This is a genomic window from Desulfofundulus sp. TPOSR, from assembly GCF_011393055.1.
Classification (GTDB): Bacteria; Bacillota; Desulfotomaculia; order Desulfotomaculales; family Desulfovirgulaceae; genus Desulfofundulus; species Desulfofundulus kuznetsovii.
This window is the reverse complement of record NZ_JAAOEF010000003.1, coordinates 336,697-355,972: the sequence shown is the minus strand read 5'-3', so window position 1 is coordinate 355,972 and position 19,276 is coordinate 336,697. Positions and strand designations below refer to the sequence as shown.

Sequence of the window (19,276 nt, the reverse complement as noted above, 5' to 3'; positions counted from 1 at the left end):
TTTTGAGCTTCGATGTATTTGCGGATAGTTTCGGCGCTTACATTACCGGCTGTACCGATGTAGTAGCCTCTGCTCCACATGCCGCTGCCCCAGAAGTATTTTTTCTTAAGGCCTTTCCATCTGGATGAGTGTATATCCGTAAGTGTTGCAGATTTCTTGAATTGTCAGTTTTACGGTGTCTTCCACTCTGCCGGTAATTACCTTATGCCGGTATTTTGGGCAAAACACGATATGGTAATTGATGTTGTAGACGCAGTGGTTCGTTTTTCCATTCATAGCATGATTATAGCACTAGAACGGGTGTTTGTGAATACATTTATCGCCCTAACGGGCGACGCCCCTTTCATCCCACGGGACAAGCCCGTGGATTTTCAGGGGCGGATTCCTATAAACGCAAAACCCGCCCCACCGTTTTTTCCGGCACGTCCCGGACGATCTCCACCCGGCCTATTTCCACCGGCAGGACGAAGGTAAGACGCCCGGCCAGCACTTTCTTGTCCCGGCGCATGGAGGCCAGCAATTCGTCCGGAGAGATCCCGGCGGGCACTTCTACCGGCAGCCCGGCCCGGCGGATAAGGTTGATTACCCGCGCGGCGTCTCCTTCCGGAAACATCCCCAGGGCCACCGCCAGCCGGGCCGCCGCCGCCATCCCGGTGGCCACCGCCTCCCCGTGGCGGTATGTGGTGTAGCCGGTGAGGGCCTCCAGGGCGTGGCCCAGGGTGTGGCCGAAGTTGAGGATGGCCCGGCGGCCCTGTTCGGTTTCGTCCTCCTGCACCACCCGCGCTTTAATGCGGCAGGAGACGGCCACGGCATAGGCCAGGGCCCGGGCCTCCAGAGCCAGCAGGCGCTCCAGGTTCTCCTCCAGCCAGGCAAAGAAGGCCTGATCGGCAATGACGCCGTACTTGATCACCTCGGCCAGGCCGGCCCGCACTTCCCCCGGGTCCAGGGTCTTCAGCACATCCAGGTCGGCCAGGACCAGCCGGGGCTGGTAGAAGGCGCCGATGATGTTCTTGCCCCGGGGGTGGTTGACGGCCACCTTGCCCCCCACGCTGGAGTCCACCTGGGCAAGCAGCGTGGTGGGCACCTGGATGAAGGGCACGCCCCTGAGATAGGTAGCGGCCACAAAACCGGCCAGGTCCCCTACCACCCCACCCCCCAGGGCCACCACGGGACTCCGCCGGTCCAGCTCGCAGGTGTAGGCCAGGTCGTAGAGCTTTTCGGCCGTGGCCAGGCTCTTGTATTCCTCCCCGTCGGGTATCTCCGCCCGGATCACCTCAAAACCGGCATTCTTAAGGGCGGTTTCAGCCGCCGCACCGTAAAGGGAGCCCACCACGGGGTTGGTAACGAGGAGCACCCGGGGAGTTAATTTGAGGACTTTCAGGTACTCCCCCAGCCGGGGCAGCAGGCCGGTGTCAACATAGATGGAGTAACTACGGGCGCCAAGATTTATGTAAACTTCCTGCATTGATGATGTCCTTTCTTCGGTATTCCTTTTATGTTCTTCCAAGTTTTGCACGGTTTCAAACAATTCCGCGTCCCTTCAGGTAGGCGATGATCATCTCCACCGCCTCGTCGATGGTGTGCCGGCCGGTATCCACGGTGAATTCCGCCACCGCGTAGGCGCCTGCCCGGGCGGCCAGCAGTTCTTTGATCCGGGCCAGGATGTCCCCCGGACCGTTTAACAGGGGCCGGTTACGCTTGCGCTTCACCCGCTGGTAAATTACCCCGGGGTCGGCCACCAGCCCGATGAGCACGCCGTTCTGCTGCAGTGCCCGCACATTTTCGGGGTTCAGCACCACCCCGCCCCCGGTGGCCACCACCAGGTTTTCCCTGGCGGCTACCTTCTTCACCACCAGGGCCTCCTCCGAACGGAAACGGATCTCCCCGTCCCGGGCAAAAATCTGGGGAATGGTTTTGCCGGTGACCCGCTCTATCTCCTCGTCGGTATCCACAAATTCCAGCCCCAGGCGGGCGGCCAGGCGCCGGCCGACGGCACTTTTCCCCGTACCCATAAAACCGATCAGGACAATATTTCTCATTTCCTCTCCACCGCCACACTCCCGTCCTGCCGAAAAATCACCATATCCTGCTCTTGAGATAATCAAGGTATTGCTGGTAATTTGCTTTCATTTCCTGCAGGGTGTCGCCGCCAAATTTCTCCACGCAGGCCGCCGCCAGCTCCCAGGCCACCACCGCCTCGCCCACCACGCAGGCGGCCGGTACGGCACAGACATCGGAGCGTTCCACCGAAGCAGTAAAGGGTTCTTTTGAAATCAGATCCACGCTGCGTAAAGGTTTATATAAGGTGGGGATGGGTTTCATGGCCGCCCGCACGATCAGGGGCTCACCGTTGGTCACGCCCCCCTCCAGGCCGCCGGCCCGGTTGGTGCGGCGGTAAAAACCCCTCTCCCGGCTGTAAAATATCTCATCGTGCACCTGCGAACCGGGCAGGGCGGCACCGGCAAAGCCCAGCCCGATCTCGACCCCTTTGATGGCCTGAATGCTCATCAGCGCGCCGGCCAGGCGCCCGTCCAGGCGGCGGTCCCAGTGGACATAGCTGCCCAAACCGGGAGGCAGGCCGTAAACCCGGATCTCAAAGACACCCCCCAGGGAGTCCCCGGCTTCCCGGGCCCGGTCGATTTCACGCATCATCGCCTCTGCCGTCTCCCGGTGGAGGCAGTAAACGGGGGAAGCATCCAGAATCTCCCGCAGCCGGCGCAGGTCCACGCCCGGGGACCCGCCCGGCCGGCCGGGCCCGCATCCACCCTCTTTCTCCGCTTCATCCAGCCCTTTACCGGCCCCACCCGGAGGGGCGGACGGCATTTCCCGGATTAAGTCCAGTTCCGGTGCCGCTACCGGCCCGATGCGCACCACATGACCGATGATCTCTATGCCCAGTTCCTCCAGGAGACGGCGGGCCACACTGCCGGCGGCCACCCGGGCAGCCGTCTCCCGGGCGCTGGCCCGTTCCAGCACGTTGCGGATATCCCGGTGACCGTACTTTAAAGCCCCGGCCAGGTCGGCGTGGCCCGGCCTGGGTCTGGTAACCACCCGCTGGTCGAGCCGGGCAGCAGCGCCGGGATCCATAATCTCCTGCCAGCTGGCCCAATCCCGGTTTTCGATGTACAGGGCTACGGGGCTGCCCAGCGTAAAACCACCCCTGACTCCGGCCAGAAAACGCACCCGGTCCTGCTCGATCCGCATGCGGCTGCCCCGGCCGTAGCCGCCCTGGCGCCGTGCCAGTTGCCGGTTTACATAATCTTCCGGCAGGGCCAGCCCGGCGGGTAACCCTTCAATGATGGCCGTCAAAGCGGGGCCATGTGATTCTCCGGCAGTTAAATAACGCAACATGCGGAATGTTCCCCCTTAATGATCAGCTCTTCTAACATGGTCTTCCCGGACAGCGGGCGGTAGCAACCTGCCCTGAAAATAATACTTGCCTGCCGTTGGCAATACAATAAAGTGCTAAAAAGGCAACGCCCGGCGCATTACTTCTACCGGGGCCTCCTCCCCGGTCCACAGTTCAAAGGCCAGTACCCCCTGGTACAGCAGCATGCCCAGGCCGTTATATACCCGGGCGCCGGAACGGGCGGCCCGTTCCATAAAGAGGGTGCGCGGCGGGTTGTAAACCAGGTCCACCACCACCTGGCCCGGCCGCAGGCAGTCAAAAGGGAAATCCGGGCAGGTGTCCTCCCGGGGGTGCATGCCCAGCGGCGTGGTTTGAACGACCAGATCCACCAGGGCAGCCAGTTCTTTAATATTGCCGTCATTTGTATCCAGAACGAAAGTGCCCTCTCCCTCTTCAGGGTCATGGCCGCCCGGCGGCTTCCTCTCGAGTCGTTCAGGTAAAACCCGGTCGTCTTTCGCCGGCCAGGGCACGGCCCACGCCCGGGCGGGTGTCTCTTCATTGATCAGGGCGGCCAGTTCTGCCGCCCGGGAAAGGGTGCGGTTGGCCACCAGCAGTTGCGCAGCTCCGGACAGGGCCAGGTGGACGGCCACCGCCCTGGCCGCGCCCCCGGCTCCCAGGAGCAGTACCCGTTTGCCGGCAGGATTAAACCCGGCGTCATCAGTCAGAAAGCGCACAAAACCGGCCCCGTCGGTATTGTGTCCCACCAGGCGCCCGTCCCGGTGAACGATGGTGTTCACCGCCCCGGCCAGCCGGGCCCCGGCGGTCAACTCATCAAGGTAAGGTATAACCTTCTCTTTATGGGGTACGGTCACATTGACCCCGGCCAGGTTCAGCGCCCGGATCCCGGCCACCGCCCTTTCCAGCTCCCGGGGAGGCACGGCGAAGGCCACGTAGACAAAATCCAGGCCTAGATGCCTGAAGGCCGCATTGTGCATGGCCGGCGAAAAGGAATGTTCCACCGGAAAGCCGAAAAGGCCGCAAACCCTGGTGCGACCGCTAATCAGTTCGCTCACGGGGACCACCTGTCCTGAAATAGTACTCGCCTGGGGTTTGCACGTGCCCGCTCCGTTCGGACATCCATTTTTTTAGAAGCTAGCGGGCCAGCGTGCCACCCGGCTTGTTTCGGTTCAAACGGCAAAGAATTAATTTTTCCAGCCGGCGGCTGAAGAGCCGTGTGGCCCAGAATTCACGACCGGGAAGGGGAGCCACCAGGATGGTATAGAGGCCCAAACGGTTGCCGCCCAGCATATCGGTAAAAATCTGGTCACCAATGACGGCAGTCTGGCCGGGGGCCACCCCGAGCAGTTTCATGGCTTGAATGAAAGGACGCCTGGCAGGCTTAACCGCCCGGTAAACCGCCGGTATGGCCAGGCTTGATGCCAGCGCTTGAACCCGCGCCGGGGAATTATTTGACACAATACAAAGCTTGAACCCGTGATTTTTTGCCTTCTTTATCCACTGCACTATCTCGCCGGGACAACAATCCTGATCCCTGGGAACAATGGTGTTGTCCAGATCCAGAAGAATGGCGCAAATACCCTTTTTTTGCAGTTCAGCCAGGTCGATATCGAAAAGTTTGGCCACATACAGTTTGGGGTAAAGCAGCTTGAACATTCCGTTCTCCTCTACAATCAGGCTACTCCAGGAACTGCAACGCCCGTTCCAAATCCCGCGGGGTATTTATATTCATAAACACTTTATCAACGCCGGCAAAATCCGACAAGTCCTCGCGCTCAATATATTTTACCCGCACGGCGGGAAAAAAGTCCACTACCCTCGCCCGCAAACCCCTGCGTAAAATCGACTCGACAGGCTCAAGGCAACCCCTGCCGTAAACGGCAAAAAGGGGCTCCAGGTAAGGGCCGTCCCGCACCACCACCACATCATACCCCGGTGCCTGGCGGGCCAGGTAAAGGGCCAGTTTGGGATCGACAAAGGGCATGTCACAGGCCACCACAAATATGTAAGGGGTGGCGACGGCTGACAGGGCGGCATGAATGCCGGACAGCGGCCCCCGCCCGGGGTAAATGTCCCTGATAACCGGCAGGCCGAGGTAATTATAGCTGGCGGGGTCGTTGCTCACCAGTATCACCCGGGGAAAGGCTTCCCGCACCCGGGCCACGACCCGGTCCAACAACCTTTCCCGGCCGAAGGGAAGCAGCGCCTTGTTGGCACCCATGCGGTTGCTGCCCCCACCCACCAGGACTACCCCCGTAACCGTTCCGGCAGAACAGCGATCACCGCCCACGGCCGGTATGTTGCATTCAGAGGGGGGACCGGCAGGTCCCACCCCTTCCCCATGCTTCATTCTCATCCCCATTTCCCGGTCAGGCTATCCCAGATACCGTTGTACCAGACGGAGTACCTGTTCGTATGTATAAACCATATTATTTTCCGCCGGTGGCGTACGCTTGATGATTACCACCGGCAGCTTTAAGGCCAGGGCGGCCTTGATCTTGGTGTCGGTGGTGCGGCCGCTATCCCTGGTTACAATGACATCCGCCTTGTAGGCCTGAAAAATGGCCCGGTTAAAACGGGTGGAAAAAGGTCCCTGCAGGGCAACGATATCCCGGGGCAAAAAGCCTAAATCCTGGCATTTTTTAATTATGCGATGGTCCGGCAGTACCCTGACCACCAGCCGTTTTCCCTTCATGACCGGAGAACGCACAAAAAGTTCCAAATTATTGCTGCCCGTGGTGAGAAAAATAGTATCCCCAAGCCGGGCGGCTGCATGTACCGCTTCATTCCAGGAATCCACGGGGTGAATAAGCGGATCATCCGGCAGGGTGGTTTCTTCACGCTGATAGCGGACATATGGCACCTGCAAATTATTGCAGGCCGCCCGGGCCATTTCGGACAGGGGACCCGGGAAAGGGTGGGTGGCGTCCACCACCAGGGCAATACCGCGCTGCTTCATCTGCCCCGCCAGATCAGCCACACTTTCCGGAGCCGGCAGCACCTCCACCGCCCCACCCATGCCGGCCATGGTACCCCCATAGGCCGTCAGGGCGGTAGCCAGTACCGGATAACCACCGGCACTGAGCAAAGATATTAGTTCCCGGGCCTCCGCAGTTCCGTAAAGAACTAAAATCATTGCACTCACCTGGAAACATACTTCGACCTGTGGTCCACCAAGTCCTGCTACACCAACACACAATCCGCCGGACAGGCACAGTAAATTCAACCGTTCCATATTATCTACTGATTACCCGGTGCAGCCGGTTTGGGGGGATGGCGCGTGTTTTCCGGCCTCTGGGCTTTGCTCTGCTTGTCCCTGGTCGACGGTTTATTGCTCCTGGTTTCCTATATAGCCAGTAACATTTTCCCGCAGCCGTTGTCTGAGGAAGAAGAAGCACACTACTTAAACCTGGCTGCCCGGGGAGACGAAAAGGCCCGGGTTGTTCTGGTAGAACACAACCTGCGCCTGGTAGCGCATATAGTGAAAAAGTATGAGGGCACGGGTGAGGACACGGACGATTTGATTTCTATAGGAACTATCGGACTTATTAAAGCCATCAACTCCTTTGATCCCAAGAAAGGAACCCGCCTGGCCACCTATGCTGCTCGGTGTATAGAAAATGAAATCCTCATGCATCTAAGACTGCTCAAAAAAATTCGCCAGGAGGTCTCTTTATACGATCCCGTGGGCGTGGATAAGGATGGCAATGAAATCGCCCTGATCGAAATCCTGGGTACACACCCGGAAGTAGTAACCGAAATAGTTGAAAACCAGTTTGAACTAAAACACCTGCTGGAAAGAATTGGCCAGCTAAGCCCCCAGGAAAAAAAGGTTCTGACCCTGCGGTTTGGTTTAAGCAGTGGCATCCGTGCAACTCAACGGGAAGTCGCCCGGAAGCTGGGAATTTCCAGGTCTTATGTGTCCCGTATTGAAAAGAAAGCCCTCTACAAGTTAACCCGGGAGATGAAAAAAGAAAGCCCCCCTGCACCATAGAAAATTTCCCGTAGGGACCTAAAACCTTAACCCAAAACAGGGTTGTTTTTTTTGCTAATTCGCAATGGTTGTCAGTTCATCAGTTTCTCCAACGCCCGGAAGTACCGGTTCAGGAGATCGTTTAAGGTTTGCTCACTCAGGTACCTGTTGAAAATTTCCCGGCCCAGCTGGCGCAAAGCCTCCCCATCAAAGTCCACGAGTTTATGACCCCCAGGGTACTATGCTCTCTGCTGACTCCTGCCGGTTCAGCCGTGCCTCTCGACATGGGTTACCAGCTCTACCTGGCTTATCCGGCAGGCCTCCCCGAATTTCATTGACAAGACAGATTTTGCGGTTTACAATTATAACATATACGTTATACCAGAGAAGGTTGCTCCATGCGCTGGGAAGTTGAATTTTACAAAAGCGCTTCGGGCAGGAAACCGGCAGCCGATTTTATTGTGTCGCTGCAGCCGAAAGAACAGGCGAAAATTGCCCGGGCCATCGACCTCCTGGAAGAATTCGGCCCGCAGATCGGGATGCCTTACGTTAAACACCTGGGCGACGGCCTTTGGGAATTGCGCGTGCCGTTCGGCGGGCAGACGTTCCGACTGCTGTTTTTCATCGAAGGTAACACCCTGATTATGGTGCACGCCTTATCCAAGAAGACCCCGAAAACGCCGCTTAAAGAGCTGAATACCGCCATTGCAAGGATGAAAGACTACAAAAGAAGGACCGGTGATAACAAGTGAAATGGAGCGATTTAAAAAACGAACTGATGGAAGATCCGGCTTTCCGGCAAGCTTACGAGGAACTGGAACCGGAATACCAGCTTATCAGGGCCATCATTAAACAGCGGAAATTAAAGGGAATGACCCAGGCCGAACTCGCCCGTAGAGTCGGCACCTGTCAGTCGGCTATCGCCAGGCTAGAAAGCGGAACTTATAACCCCTCCCTTCGGTTTTTAAAGAAAGTCGCGAAAGCTCTGGAAGCGAAAATCGAAGTGTCGCTAAAATGCGACAACTGAACAAGCGTCCACAAGGAAAACCCACACCGGGCGCAGGCCTGGCATGAAGGTGATGAAGAGCGCCAGTAAGATGAATGAACCAGAAAAACCTCAGCAGCAGCAGCATCACCCCTTTCTCATTGATTTTACCTCATTTTACCGCATCCGCACGCCCGCTTCCAGGAGTCCCCGCACGTCTTCTGTTTAAAAGTAGGGATCACTCAGACCTGGGCGGTCCGGCCCAAAGACATACCAGAGTACCGATCAGGGAAAGAAGCATTGCCGTCAGGTAGGCTTCCTGTAGACCGGCCAGAAAGGCAGCAGACCGGCCCAGATCCAAATGGGTGGACTGCCGGGCCGTCAGTATCGCGCCGCCCAGGGCAATACCCAGCACCATTCCCACGTTCCGGGTAGCGGCCAGCACTCCCCCGGCAATGCCCAGTCAGAAGCGGGGCACGGAGCCCATTACGGCACTGTTGTTAGGGGACTGGAATAGCCCCGTGCCCAGGCCGAACATACTCAGTCGCCAGGCGACGTCCACAGGACCGGACTGCTGATTTAACCCCGCCATGGCCAGGGCGGCGATGGTACAGATCAACAATCCTGTAAAGGCCAGACCCCGCTGGCCGATTTTATCCGATAGTGCGCCGGCAACAGGGGCGACCACCAGCACCGTCAGTGGAAAAGCGGTCATGATCGTCCCCGCACGACCGGCAGAATACCCCATTACATGCTGCAGGAAAAAGGGCGTCAAAAATACAATGACATACTGGGTCATGAAATTCAAAAGAGCGGCCCCGATACCGGCAGAAAAGACTCATCACCTTTAACGGGACACGACGCGGAACATGCCGAAACCCTGTTTGTTCCCCGAAGGAGGCTCCCCACCGCACCGCCCCTCTACCGTACAACAACCAAACCCCTGGGAATTTTTCCCTCCAAGTCCGGCATCAAGGGCTACCTCTAAAAGCTGCGGATCCCCAGCAAGCCTGTATGTACCCATCCACCCCTTAATAACCGTTCCCTTGTATTCCATGATTTTCAGGTCGGAAGGTCTTACCCGGACCGGCGAGATATCAAAACCCTCCCCATCCCCGGGCCGCCCGAAGATCAAAAGATACTTTTTGGTCAAGTTGGTCAAAATGAGCTCTTTAAAACGCGGCTCAAAAGGTGAATAGTAGTAAGTGTAGCGCTTTCCTCCAGTCTCCAGGGTGCTGTACACCACCACCGGGGAAAGCATCCGCACCAGAATGGGGCTTGACCGCACCACCACATCCTCCACTTTAACAGCACGTACCTCTAAAAGACTGTCCCCAAGGCGCATGTTCCCTTCCCGGAGAAGGCCATTTCCTATCTCCTCCAGAACAAAGGGGATGGGTGAACACACAACAAGATCAAATGGGGGCTTGAAAACAATTTTACCTGCCGCCCGGTCAAGCCGCAACCGTCCCATCAGGCGTGAAAAAGTAAATAACTTAAAACGGCGCTGGCCCAGAGCAAAGCCCTGCTCATGCAAAAACTCCCGCAAGACCGGCCGGGTAATCTGACGGTAAATGGCAGCCTGTAAAAGGTAGTTGTAATGGACGGGAAGTATAATTTCCCCCGGGCTTTCCAGGGTTACCATAAGGCGCATGAAAACACCAGCCTTCCCCCAAACAAGTTCATCTGCAACATCGGCGTGCACCGTTTCTGAAAAATCAAGTAGATTTCCCTAACAATACACAAAACCAGGAGGCACGGGCCGATGTTATTGCCGACAAAAAGGAGAAATCGCAGCTAACGATTCAGTTCTACCTCACAAGTTATCTAAAGATTGCCGTTACGTATTGTTTTGATAAGCCTGGGCGACCCTCTCCACCAGCGCGCGCATTTCCTCCAGCAACCAGGCCGGCTCCAGCACCTCCACCATATCTCCCCATGGAAGAGCCAGCCCACCATCTCGGCGATGCCGCAGACCTCGAAGGGCCCACTTACCGCTAACCTTAAGGGCCTGCGTAGACCGGATAGAAATATACCATGAAGGCGAGCGGGTAGCTGTACATAAGCGCTGCTATGAGCGAAAGAGGACCGTCACCTGCTATACCCACTACCTGCCACTGCTCAAGCAAAAACCCAACTATGTGCTGCATACTCTGCCTTTCCGGCAGCTTAAGCTACCAGCTCCTCTGGCACAATTCATCAATCAACTGGCAGCCAGGTCTTCCCGGCCGCCTCAAGACATAGTGGCTCTATTGGAACTAATGGACCAGCAGGGTAGAAGCGGTGGCAGCAGCTGCCGGGCAGGCACTGCTGATGGATACGGTAAGTGTAACCGCCCTGCGGGCTCTCCTGCCTCCGCCTGCCGAAGCGAAGGTGCAAATACCAGCCTACCTGGCTGACTGCAAGGTTCATATGCCCGCCCCCGCTGTATACGACCGTCTTCTGGTGGCTCACGGGGGAGGTGCTGCGTCATGATTAATGAACAAAGCGAACTGGCGGTGGTGGAAAACCTGGCGAAGACACTTAAACTGCCCACTGTGGCCGCCCAGGCCGGCCCGCTGTCCCGCGAGGCACAGGCGCAAGGCGCCTCCTACCTGCGCTACCTGGCTGCGGTGTTGGAACAAGAGCTTCTCCACCGGGAAGAAGCATCCCTTAAACGGCGGCTTAAAGCGGCCTGCTTCCCGGTAACCAAAACGCTGGACAGCTTTGACTTTAGCGCCGTGCCCAGCTTATCCAAAACTCAGGTGCTGGGCCTGGCCCGCGGAGAGTTTATCCGCCGGAAAGAAAACATAATTCTCATGGGCAGCACCGATCCAACGACATAATGCCCCTCCTTGCTACATGCTTGGAAAATCTAACTTTATTTGATGCGGATCTTCTGGTAGCGGAGACCGCCTACCTGCTTTAATGGCTGAAACCGCAGATTTCACTTCTTCAGTGTCCAAATCTTCCTTCCTAATAATCCACGGCGCATAGGGAACAATTTGCTTCCCTGGAATTATCCCTGCAGAAAGCAACCGCCGGACCGACATGGGGCTAATCCCCAGGTATTCGGCGGCCTGGGCCATGTTTAGCCAGCCGGTTCGGGCCTGTTCCTGCGGGGAATAGGCGGGAATATCCTGGTAGTTCCTTAGCGTCCGTACCCGGCCTTCGGTCCAGGTATTGTCCTTACCTGTTTTAAGCTTTAGCCGGTTAAGGATCCGCGCAATCTCTCTATCGGAAGCAACGTGAGCCAGGTCCCGCACCAGTTCAACGACTTCCCGGCTGGTGGAATGTTGATGCTGGCCGGTGCGGTTTTTCTTGACTTTAAGGGTGGTGTGGTATCCCCCGGCCCAATGAATAACGACATCAATGAGGGCTTGTTCTTCATCTACATCCACCAAGATTTCTTCGATGAGGGTCCGGACGATCCGTTTCTTCAGGGCTTTGTCGGTGCCGGGGTCGTGCCACACCCGAGGAAAATCCTCCGCTAAGGCGAGGAGATAAGCGAATTCTCCTGGATCAGGACAATGTTGGGGAGCTTTCTTTAGTTCTGTTTTAAGGCGCTCTACTTCTTCCAGCGCCTGGTTCCACCGCCGTTCCAATTCCGCTGCCACTAGCCTGTTCTCCGGCTCGGTAGCGTTGTACTGCCGAAAAGCCCTTTCCGCTTCATATTCGGCCTGGGTCAGGGCTAGTTCCCTGGCCCGGCGGTGTTCGGTTTCACTGCTGTAAAGCCTCTCCTGGCGGGCCAGGGTGGCCCTTAGGGCTTCCGGTTTAATGGCCTTTAATACTTCTTGTTCTACGGCCCGGTCTAAAGCCAATCCGCCAAAGGAAAGGCATTTGGCAGTTCCATGATTGATGGCCGCTCCACGGCAGGCATACCGGGGGACGTTCCCTTGGCGGCCCGAATAGGCTACATGTAGTTTCCGGCCGCAGCGACGGCAGCGCAACAGGCCGGCCAAAAGACTTTTCCCCTTACGAGCAGGTCCCCGGCTGCACGTGCCCTTCATGCTAGCATTCTCCTGTATCTGCTTTTGGTTTCTTTCGTAAGTGGCCAGGGTAATATACCCTTCATGGTGGTCGGGAATAAATACCTCCCACTCCTCCTGCGGGACCCGGTAACTCCGTAATTTTATGGCCCGACCTTCTACCGTGCGCACCACGGTTTTGGTGCGGCCGTAGGCATATACCCCAGCATAGATTGGGTTTTGCAGTATGTGGAGCACTGTATTGTAAACTGGCAGCCTCCATTGGGTCTCGGGACCCTCCAACCCATACTGGACAACCGGAAGAGAGATGCCCTCCTGCCTAAACCAGAGGAGAACTTGGCGTGCGCTGCCGTACTCGGCGAATTTGGTAAAAACGAGCTTAATGGCTTGTTGTACCCGCAGGTCAGGGTCCTTTTCCAAACGGTTGTCCCGGGTGCGGATATAGCCAGCAGGGACCACGGTAAAAAGTTCTCCTCGCCGGGCCATCCCTTTTAAAGCCTCCAGTGCCCGCTGGCGGATCAAACCCAATTCAAATTCGCTCATGGTTCCTTTTAAGCCCAGGAGCAGCCGGTCATTCAAAAGACGAGGGTCGTAAACCCCATCATGGTCAATAATGAGGGTCCCTACCAGGGAGCAGATGTCTACCAGTTGGGCCCAGTCGCGGTTATTGCGGGCTAAGCGAGAGGCTTCCAGGCAAAAGACAGCTCCCACTTCTTTCATGGAAACCTCGGCTACAAGCCTTAAAAACCCTGTCCTGTTATGCGAGGAAGCACCGGAACGCCCCAGGTCTTCATCAATAATCTCAACCTCTCTCCAGCCCATTTCATAAGCCGTATCCCTTAGGGCATACTGGCGCCGCTGGCTTTCCAGGTTGTTACGTACCTGTTCCATGGAAGATTGACGGATATATACTACCGCCCGGTGGCTTAAATGTTCAGAGGTGATCTTCGGGTTCATCCGTTTTCACCTCCCTTTCGGCCCGCCGAAACAGCTCCATTACCATCCGGGTACACAGTGCCAGAGTTTTCTCCTGTACCTTTGGTGGCAATTGATCCCAGATCCTTTTTTCCCCGAATAGAAACACCTGTTGGTGCGCGGTTTCTTTGTTCTTCACAGCCCTCTCCTTCAACCGTTGCTCTCTTAGAAGAACTTCGGGAAAAACTGGGGTTTTCCTGCCCAGGGTGTAAAATATTCCATAAGGCTATAAGAGAATTAAGGGAGACCAGGGGTGTACCTATAACCTCCAGGCCTTGGCATATCTCTGCACTGGCCATCCAGGCCGGGAGGTGGGTGAAGGTACCATCCGAAAGTTGTACTACGTAATACAGGGTGCCTTGTTCCTTGTGATGCCGGTATACCTTAAGTTCCTGCCCAAAAAGCGGGTGCCAGGGATAGTAAACCTTTATATCTCCAAGATAGTGTGCAGTATGTGACTGCTTCGACGGGCGTGGGTAAAACCCATCTAGCCATTGGTCTTGCCACGGCAGCCTGCCGGCAGGGCTACCGGGTGCGTTTCTTCGCCGTGCCCGAACTGGTTAACGAACTGAGAGCCGCTTACCAGGAAAATCGCTTGAACCGCTTTATACGTCAGTGGCTGAAATACGACCTTGTGGTTCAGGATGAATTAGGTTACGTTCCTTTTGACCAGTTAAGCGCCCAGCTTTTATTCCAGGTGCTTGCCGCCCGGTACGAACGGGGCAGTATAATCATTACTACAAACCTGGAATTCGGCCAGTGGGCGGAGCTTTTTGGCGATGAACGGCTAACAGCTGCGTTGATCGACCGGCTGACCCACCGGGCACACATCCTGGTACTTAACGGGGAAAGCTACAGGTTCCGGGAAAGTCTCAGTCGGCAGGGCGCAAAGGATGCTTCTTCCGTTACCGGGTAATGAGCTGACTTTCGCGTGGATTCCCGGGCGAGAACGGGAATAAATCCGGTTCCTGGCCGGCGATTTAACGAACATAATCACGATAGGAGGTGAATTCGCTCCTAAAAAAATTACTATATTTAGCAGAAGACAGTATTAGTTCAAGAGGATTTTTATGCCCAGGGGTGGTTCCCTTTTTGATTACCGTGGTGGGTAACTTTTTGATTGACATAACCACCACGGGCACAAGTTTGTTTCAATCCCTCATAGGTAGGCTCCGAACTAGTCAAGTCAGATTCGATTGTGCGGTTTCGTACTCGTTTCAATCCCTCATAGGTAGGCTCCGAACTCTTCCGGCCTCAGCCACATCGGCGCCCCTCCAGTGTTTCAATCCCTCATAGGTAGGCTCCGAACTTAACCTTCGCCAAAAGCCTAGCAATGCTATCGTCAAGTTTCAATCCCTCATAGGTAGGCTCCGAACATACGTGACATGCCCGTTTTAAGCCACTTCTGAAGGGTTTCAATCCCTCATAGGTAGGCTCCGAACCTTGTGATTATATCTTATTATTTTTCATTTATGATGTGTTTCAATCCCTCATAGGTAGGCTCCGAACTTTTGAAGAATATAACTGTTTAAACTATGAATACAGCATGTTTCAATCCCTCATAGGTAGGCTCCGAACGATAATGTCAATATATTATTTTGCACAAAAATATCTGTTTCAATCCCTCATAGGTAGGCTCCGAACTTTCGGTCCTCAATAAAATTCGGCTCGCACAACTATGTTTCAATCCCTCATAGGTAGGCTCCGAACCTCTCCGCTCTGCTGGAACTGGCGGATTTTGGCCGCCAGTTTCAATCCCTCATAGGTAGGCTCCGAACTCTGAGCGTGACTGGCAACGTGATATGGAGATATGGTTTCAATCCCTCATAGGTAGGCTCCGAACAAGTCAAATATGAAAGAGGAAAAATCCAGGAATATGTTTCAATCCCTCATAGGTAGGCTCCGAACTATTTGCTGTGAATGTGGAGAAGTTATACCAAAAGCCAGACCAAGTAAACCACCCAACACAGCCCCGGCAAGCTGTGAATGTGGAGAAGTTATACCAAAAGGAGTTTCAATCCCTCATAGGTAGGCTCCGAACAGCCAGGCCATGACCGAATTTATGAGAGCCCAGCAGGTTTCAATCCCTCATAGGTAGGCTCCGAACGGGGTGAAATAACATGGATTTTTCCGGAAGAAAAATGTTTCAATCCCTCATAGGTAGGCTCCGAACGAGCCGTAATCCCGGCAAGCAGAAAGGAGGCCTTGCGTTTCAATCCCTCATAGGTAGGCTCCGAACATGCGCAGCCAGGGGATAAACCTGGCGGTGGTGGAGTTTCAATCCCTCATAGGTAGGCTCCGAACAATCCCACATGATGGAGGATTAAATCCATTCTTCGTTGTTTCAATCCCTCATAGGTAGGCTCCGAACTCCCGGTCCAGGCCCCAGCCGACTATTTCATATTCGTTTCAATCCCTCATAGGTAGGCTCCGAACTTATTTACACCTCTTCCGGCCGGAAGCAGTACTTGGTTTCAATCCCTCATAGGTAGGCTCCGAACTCTGGTCGGCTTCCTGAAGAAGCTGGGCCATGATTAGTTTCAATCCCTCATAGGTAGGCTCCGAACGCTTTGCACACGTCAGGCAGGGATCCGCGTTCACGTAGTTTCAATCCCTCATAGGTAGGCTCCGAACAAGCAATGCCGCCTGCGCGCCCTGCACATTGTAGGGAAGTTTCAATCCCTCATAGGTAGGCTCCGAACATCGTGCCCCAACCACCGGCTGGCCTCTTCTGGCCAGGTTTCAATCCCTCATAGGTAGGCTCCGAACCGGTGACGAAGGCCAGGAAGCCGGCGGGCAGAGGAGTTTCAATCCCTCATAGGTAGGCTCCGAACTCCTGGCCGAGCTGGAAAGGATGCGTCATGAAGACTGTTTCAATCCCTCATAGGTAGGCTCCGAACAGCTTGACTTATCCCCTACTTTGACGGCTTCCCCATGTTTCAATCCCTCATAGGTAGGCTCCGAACCATAAACAGCAGTCACATTGCCGGCGCCCGTAGCATGTTTCAATCCCTCATAGGTAGGCTCCGAACCTTCAGCCGCCCGTTTCGCCCGGTATTCCTTCCAGGTTTCAATCCCTCATAGGTAGGCTCCGAACTGATGGACGTTTTCCGGCAGTGGAAACGGAGTTATGAGTTTCAATCCCTCATAGGTAGGCTCCGAACGGTTATAAAATATATGTGTCTACTTCATCCATTATGTTTCAATCCCTCATAGGTAGGCTCCGAACTGTTATTATCATCGGCCATATACAATACACCCCCTGAGTTTCAATCCCTCATAGGTAGGCTCCGAACCAATTCAAAGGGGTAACTTGTCGTTTCATCAACAGTGTTTCAATCCCTCATAGGTAGGCTCCGAACGCAGTGGTTGAAGGGATGGTTCTGGAAGTGATTGAGGTTTCAATCCCTCATAGGTAGGCTCCGAACGGTTTGGCAACAGTGTGGGGGATGTCTCGGTGGATGGTTTCAATCCCTCATAGGTAGGCTCCGAACTCAATATACCCTCATGACTTCCACATAATGAGCAGAGTTTCAATCCCTCATAGGTAGGCTCCGAACCGAGAAATACGGCGGGTCGGTGGGATTGTTTCAAAGTTTCAATCCCTCATAGGTAGGCTCCGAACTACCGCCTATGGTGTAGAAAACGGCAATCAGGCTCCGTTTCAATCCCTCATAGGTAGGCTCCGAACGCCGGGCCTCCTGATCAGGGGGTGCTGGCACTTGTAGGTTTCAATCCCTCATAGGTAGGCTCCGAACCTAATCATGCGCCACCATCCACCTCCACCCGTAGGCCTGTTTCAATCCCTCATAGGTAGGCTCCGAACCCGTGACGGAAATAAAGGCTGTTTGTCGGCGGTATGTTTCAATCCCTCATAGGTAGGCTCCGAACCATAAACAGCAGTCACATTGCCGGCGCCCGTAGCATGTTTCAATCCCTCATAGGTAGGCTCCGAACCCAAATCATCCTTAGAATCCCAAAGTATCTCATCACGTTTCAATCCCTCATAGGTAGGCTCCGAACGGTATCCCTTTAATTCACAAATAGACATAGATTTATCTGTTTCAATCCCTCATAGGTAGGCTCCGAACGTGAAGGGTATTGCGTTTGTGTCGGGTGTCATGTTAGTTTCAATCCCTCATAGGTAGGCTCCGAACGTAAGCGGGAAAAGTGGCTGCCCCCGAAACGAAATGGTTTCAATCCCTCATAGGTAGGCTCCGAACGTATAGATATGATGTAGTCAGGCGTCAGGATGTTCCAGGTTTCAATCCCTCATAGGTAGGCTCCGAACGGAATAGACAAAATGTTAAGCAAAGGGTAGCATTTAAAGTTTCAATCCCTCATAGGTAGGCTCCGAACGGACGTGTTGCAACACGGTTAATTTGTCCATATAAGTGTTTCAATCCCTCATAGGTAGGCTCCGAACCGGCGCGCGGTGCTGCGGCGGCAAAGCGCGGCGCCGGGTTTCAATCCCTCATAGGTAGGCTCCGAACATTGTTTTTCTGTATGGTATGAAGATGGCACTATTTGTTTCAATCCCTCATAGGTAGGCTCCGAACGGTCCTGGCTGTTTGGATAGGGGGATTTTTAAATGAGGTTTCAATCCCTCATAGGTAGGCTCCGAACCAAACAAAGCCCAGGTTGGCCCCTGGACAACCTACATGGTTTCAATCCCTCATAGGTAGGCTCCGAACTGAAGGCCGTGACGGAGAAGGGGTGTGACACCCCCTCTGTTTCAATCCCTCATAGGTAGGCTCCGAACACCGCCGCGATTACCGGCTACGACCCGGTGACCGGGTTTCAATCCCTCATAGGTAGGCTCCGAACGGCAGGCAACCTCCTTCCCTCGCGTCTCCACCAGGTCGGTTTCAATCCCTCATAGGTAGGCTCCGAACTTCCTTCTCTCATCGTGACCCAAATGTTTCTATAGTATGTTTCAATCCCTCATAGGTAGGCTCCGAACCCGGCGGGGGCAAACAACATCGGGAAAGTTGACGTGTTTCAATCCCTCATAGGTAGGCTCCGAACTAAGTCAGCACTTTGCCTGGAAAGATTATCTCTATGTTTCAATCCCTCATAGGTAGGCTCCGAACAATTACCAGGTCCGGCAGTTTCCTGTAATTGAAGTAGGTTTCAATCCCTCATAGGTAGGCTCCGAACTTCAACCTGCTGTAAGGGGGGCTGACCAGTGGATGTGTTTCAATCCCTCATAGGTAGGCTCCGAACCCTAAAGGGGCGAGCTATACTCCCCAACAGGTTGATGGTTTCAATCCCTCATAGGTAGGCTCCGAACATACCAAAGGGACCCTGGTCTGGCCGGAAGTGCCGGGTTTCAATCCCTCATAGGTAGGCTCCGAACGAAAGTCCTGCTCCGTTACCATTCTTCCCTCCCCTGCAGTTTCAATCCCTCATAGGTAGGCTCCGAACCTCATAGTGGCCCTGGTGGGGGTTATGGCCTTATTGGTTTCAATCCCTCATAGGTAGGCTCCGAACATAAATAAGGAGGGGTAATTAATGGAACTTTTTCCGTTTCAATCCCTCATAGGTAGGCTCCGAACGTATGGCTTTTGAAATTCAAGAGCTTACTAAGACCAGTTTCAATCCCTCATAGGTAGGCTCCGAACCCAGACGACCCGGCAGCAATAGATTTTCACATTGGCTGTTTCAATCCCTCATAGGTAGGCTCCGAACATATTTTGACGACCCGGAAAACTGCGGAAGAATTTTGTTTCAATCCCTCATAGGTAGGCTCCGAACGGGTTTAAGACGTGGCTGACAGCTGGGTGGAAAAAAGTTTCAATCCCTCATAGGTAGGCTCCGAACCCAAAGGGTGGAGTAAAGAAAAGGTAAAGGAAAGGGAGTTTCAATCCCTCATAGGTAGGCTCCGAACCCGGGTCGTCGGGAATCCAAAATTCGTGACTGAATTGTTTCAATCCCTCATAGGTAGGCTCCGAACTTAACCCGCCGCTCCAGGACGGCGTTGGAAAAACAGTTTCAATCCCTCATAG

General features: G+C 54.7%; 18 protein-coding genes, 2 pseudogenes and 2 CRISPR repeat arrays (1 of these 22 cut by a window edge). Of the genes and pseudogenes, 7 read left to right on the top strand and 13 right to left on the bottom strand.

The window, feature by feature from the left end:
* Positions 1–8 precede the first annotated feature (8 nt).
* The 8 genes and pseudogenes from tnpA to cobK form a co-directional block, all read right to left on the bottom strand.
* Positions 9–276 (bottom strand): annotated as a pseudogene (tnpA, locus tag G7K71_RS12555) (IS200/IS605 family transposase); the annotation flags it as partial.
* 109 nt (positions 277–385) lie between these two features.
* Positions 386–1,465, bottom strand: a complete 1,080-nt coding sequence (gene aroB, locus G7K71_RS12550) for a 3-dehydroquinate synthase (protein WP_166346860.1) — start codon at positions 1,463–1,465, stop codon at positions 386–388.
* 55 nt (positions 1,466–1,520) lie between these two features.
* Positions 1,521–2,039 (bottom strand): shikimate kinase, encoded by a 519-nt coding sequence (locus G7K71_RS12545; RefSeq protein ID WP_166346857.1) that lies wholly within the window; start codon positions 2,037–2,039, stop codon positions 1,521–1,523.
* Between the two features lie 37 nt (positions 2,040–2,076).
* Positions 2,077–3,351, bottom strand: a complete 1,275-nt coding sequence (locus tag G7K71_RS12540) for a chorismate synthase (protein WP_166346854.1) — start codon at positions 3,349–3,351, stop codon at positions 2,077–2,079.
* A gap of 114 nt (positions 3,352–3,465) precedes the next feature.
* Positions 3,466–4,422 carry a shikimate dehydrogenase gene (locus tag G7K71_RS12535; protein WP_166346851.1) on the bottom strand — a complete coding sequence of 319 codons (957 nt, stop codon included), beginning with the start codon at positions 4,420–4,422 and terminating at the stop codon, positions 3,466–3,468.
* Between the two features lie 79 nt (positions 4,423–4,501).
* Positions 4,502–5,023: a YqeG family HAD IIIA-type phosphatase gene (locus G7K71_RS12530; protein ID WP_166346848.1), complete on the bottom strand. Its 522-nt coding sequence runs from the start codon at positions 5,021–5,023 to the stop codon at positions 4,502–4,504.
* A 22-nt stretch (positions 5,024–5,045) separates the two neighbouring features.
* Complete coding sequence (locus tag G7K71_RS12525) at positions 5,046–5,717, bottom strand: molybdenum cofactor guanylyltransferase (protein WP_166346845.1); 672 nt, start codon at positions 5,715–5,717, stop codon at positions 5,046–5,048.
* A 24-nt stretch (positions 5,718–5,741) separates the two neighbouring features.
* On the bottom strand, positions 5,742–6,503 hold the full coding sequence (gene cobK, locus G7K71_RS12520; RefSeq protein ID WP_166346842.1) for a precorrin-6A reductase: 762 nt from the start codon (positions 6,501–6,503) through the stop codon (positions 5,742–5,744).
* Positions 6,504–6,647: 144 nt separating this feature from the next.
* Between cobK and sigK the strand changes: the two genes are divergently transcribed.
* Positions 6,648–7,361: an RNA polymerase sporulation sigma factor SigK gene (gene sigK / locus G7K71_RS12515; protein ID WP_166346839.1), complete on the top strand. Its 714-nt coding sequence runs from the start codon at positions 6,648–6,650 to the stop codon at positions 7,359–7,361.
* 71 nt (positions 7,362–7,432) lie between these two features.
* Here sigK and G7K71_RS19900 read toward each other — a convergent pair whose 3' ends face one another.
* Positions 7,433–7,558: a hypothetical protein gene (locus G7K71_RS19900; protein ID WP_279286344.1), complete on the bottom strand. Its 126-nt coding sequence runs from the start codon at positions 7,556–7,558 to the stop codon at positions 7,433–7,435.
* 180 nt (positions 7,559–7,738) lie between these two features.
* Between G7K71_RS19900 and G7K71_RS12510 the strand changes: the two genes are divergently transcribed.
* A complete protein-coding gene (locus G7K71_RS12510) occupies positions 7,739–8,092 on the top strand; it encodes a type II toxin-antitoxin system RelE/ParE family toxin (RefSeq protein WP_166346835.1) in 354 nt (117 codons plus the stop codon).
* Complete coding sequence (locus G7K71_RS12505) at positions 8,089–8,367, top strand: helix-turn-helix domain-containing protein (protein ID WP_072869696.1); 279 nt, start codon at positions 8,089–8,091, stop codon at positions 8,365–8,367. Before G7K71_RS12510 ends, G7K71_RS12505 begins: the two co-directional genes overlap by 4 nt.
* Positions 8,368–8,563: 196 nt before the next feature.
* Here the strand turns inward: G7K71_RS12505 and G7K71_RS19095 are convergent, their stop codons facing one another.
* Genes G7K71_RS19095 through cas6 form a run of 3 tightly spaced genes read right to left on the bottom strand, consistent with a single transcriptional unit; the run spans position 8,564 to position 9,979 of the window.
* A complete protein-coding gene (locus G7K71_RS19095) occupies positions 8,564–8,770 on the bottom strand; it encodes a hypothetical protein (protein WP_207712905.1) in 207 nt (68 codons plus the stop codon).
* An 18-nt stretch (positions 8,771–8,788) separates the two neighbouring features.
* Positions 8,789–9,148: an MFS transporter gene (locus G7K71_RS19090; RefSeq protein WP_313885010.1), complete on the bottom strand. Its 360-nt coding sequence runs from the start codon at positions 9,146–9,148 to the stop codon at positions 8,789–8,791.
* A 24-nt stretch (positions 9,149–9,172) separates the two neighbouring features.
* On the bottom strand, positions 9,173–9,979 hold the full coding sequence (cas6, locus tag G7K71_RS12495) for a CRISPR-associated endoribonuclease Cas6 (RefSeq protein ID WP_166346832.1): 807 nt from the start codon (positions 9,977–9,979) through the stop codon (positions 9,173–9,175).
* A gap of 235 nt (positions 9,980–10,214) precedes the next feature.
* On the opposite strand from cas6, the pseudogene G7K71_RS20260 reads away from it, so the two are divergent.
* The 3 genes and pseudogenes from G7K71_RS20260 to G7K71_RS12480 all read left to right on the top strand — a co-directional run.
* Positions 10,215–10,367: pseudogene (locus G7K71_RS20260) on the top strand (hypothetical protein); the annotation flags it as partial.
* 241 nt (positions 10,368–10,608) lie between these two features.
* Positions 10,609–10,800, top strand: coding sequence for a hypothetical protein (locus G7K71_RS12485; protein WP_166346829.1), 192 nt, complete (start codon positions 10,609–10,611; stop codon positions 10,798–10,800).
* Positions 10,797–11,150 (top strand): ATP-binding protein, encoded by a 354-nt coding sequence (locus tag G7K71_RS12480; protein WP_243174892.1) that lies wholly within the window; start codon positions 10,797–10,799, stop codon positions 11,148–11,150. The genes G7K71_RS12485 and G7K71_RS12480 overlap by 4 nt, the downstream gene beginning before the upstream one ends.
* Before the next feature lie 12 nt (positions 11,151–11,162).
* Here the strand turns inward: G7K71_RS12480 and G7K71_RS12475 are convergent, their stop codons facing one another.
* Positions 11,163–13,250, bottom strand: a complete 2,088-nt coding sequence (locus G7K71_RS12475) for a recombinase family protein (RefSeq protein WP_166346826.1) — start codon at positions 13,248–13,250, stop codon at positions 11,163–11,165.
* 472 nt (positions 13,251–13,722) lie between these two features.
* On the opposite strand from G7K71_RS12475, the gene G7K71_RS12470 reads away from it, so the two are divergent.
* The gene (locus G7K71_RS12470) at positions 13,723–14,184 is read left to right on the top strand and encodes an ATP-binding protein (protein ID WP_313884981.1); all 462 of its coding nucleotides are present in this window, start codon (positions 13,723–13,725) and stop codon (positions 14,182–14,184) included.
* 232 nt (positions 14,185–14,416) lie between these two features.
* Positions 14,417–15,176: a CRISPR direct-repeat array (repeat unit 30 nt; unit sequence GTTTCAATCCCTCATAGGTAGGCTCCGAAC).
* 103 nt (positions 15,177–15,279) lie between these two features.
* Positions 15,280–19,276: a CRISPR direct-repeat array (repeat unit 30 nt; unit sequence GTTTCAATCCCTCATAGGTAGGCTCCGAAC); it runs 946 nt beyond the window's last position.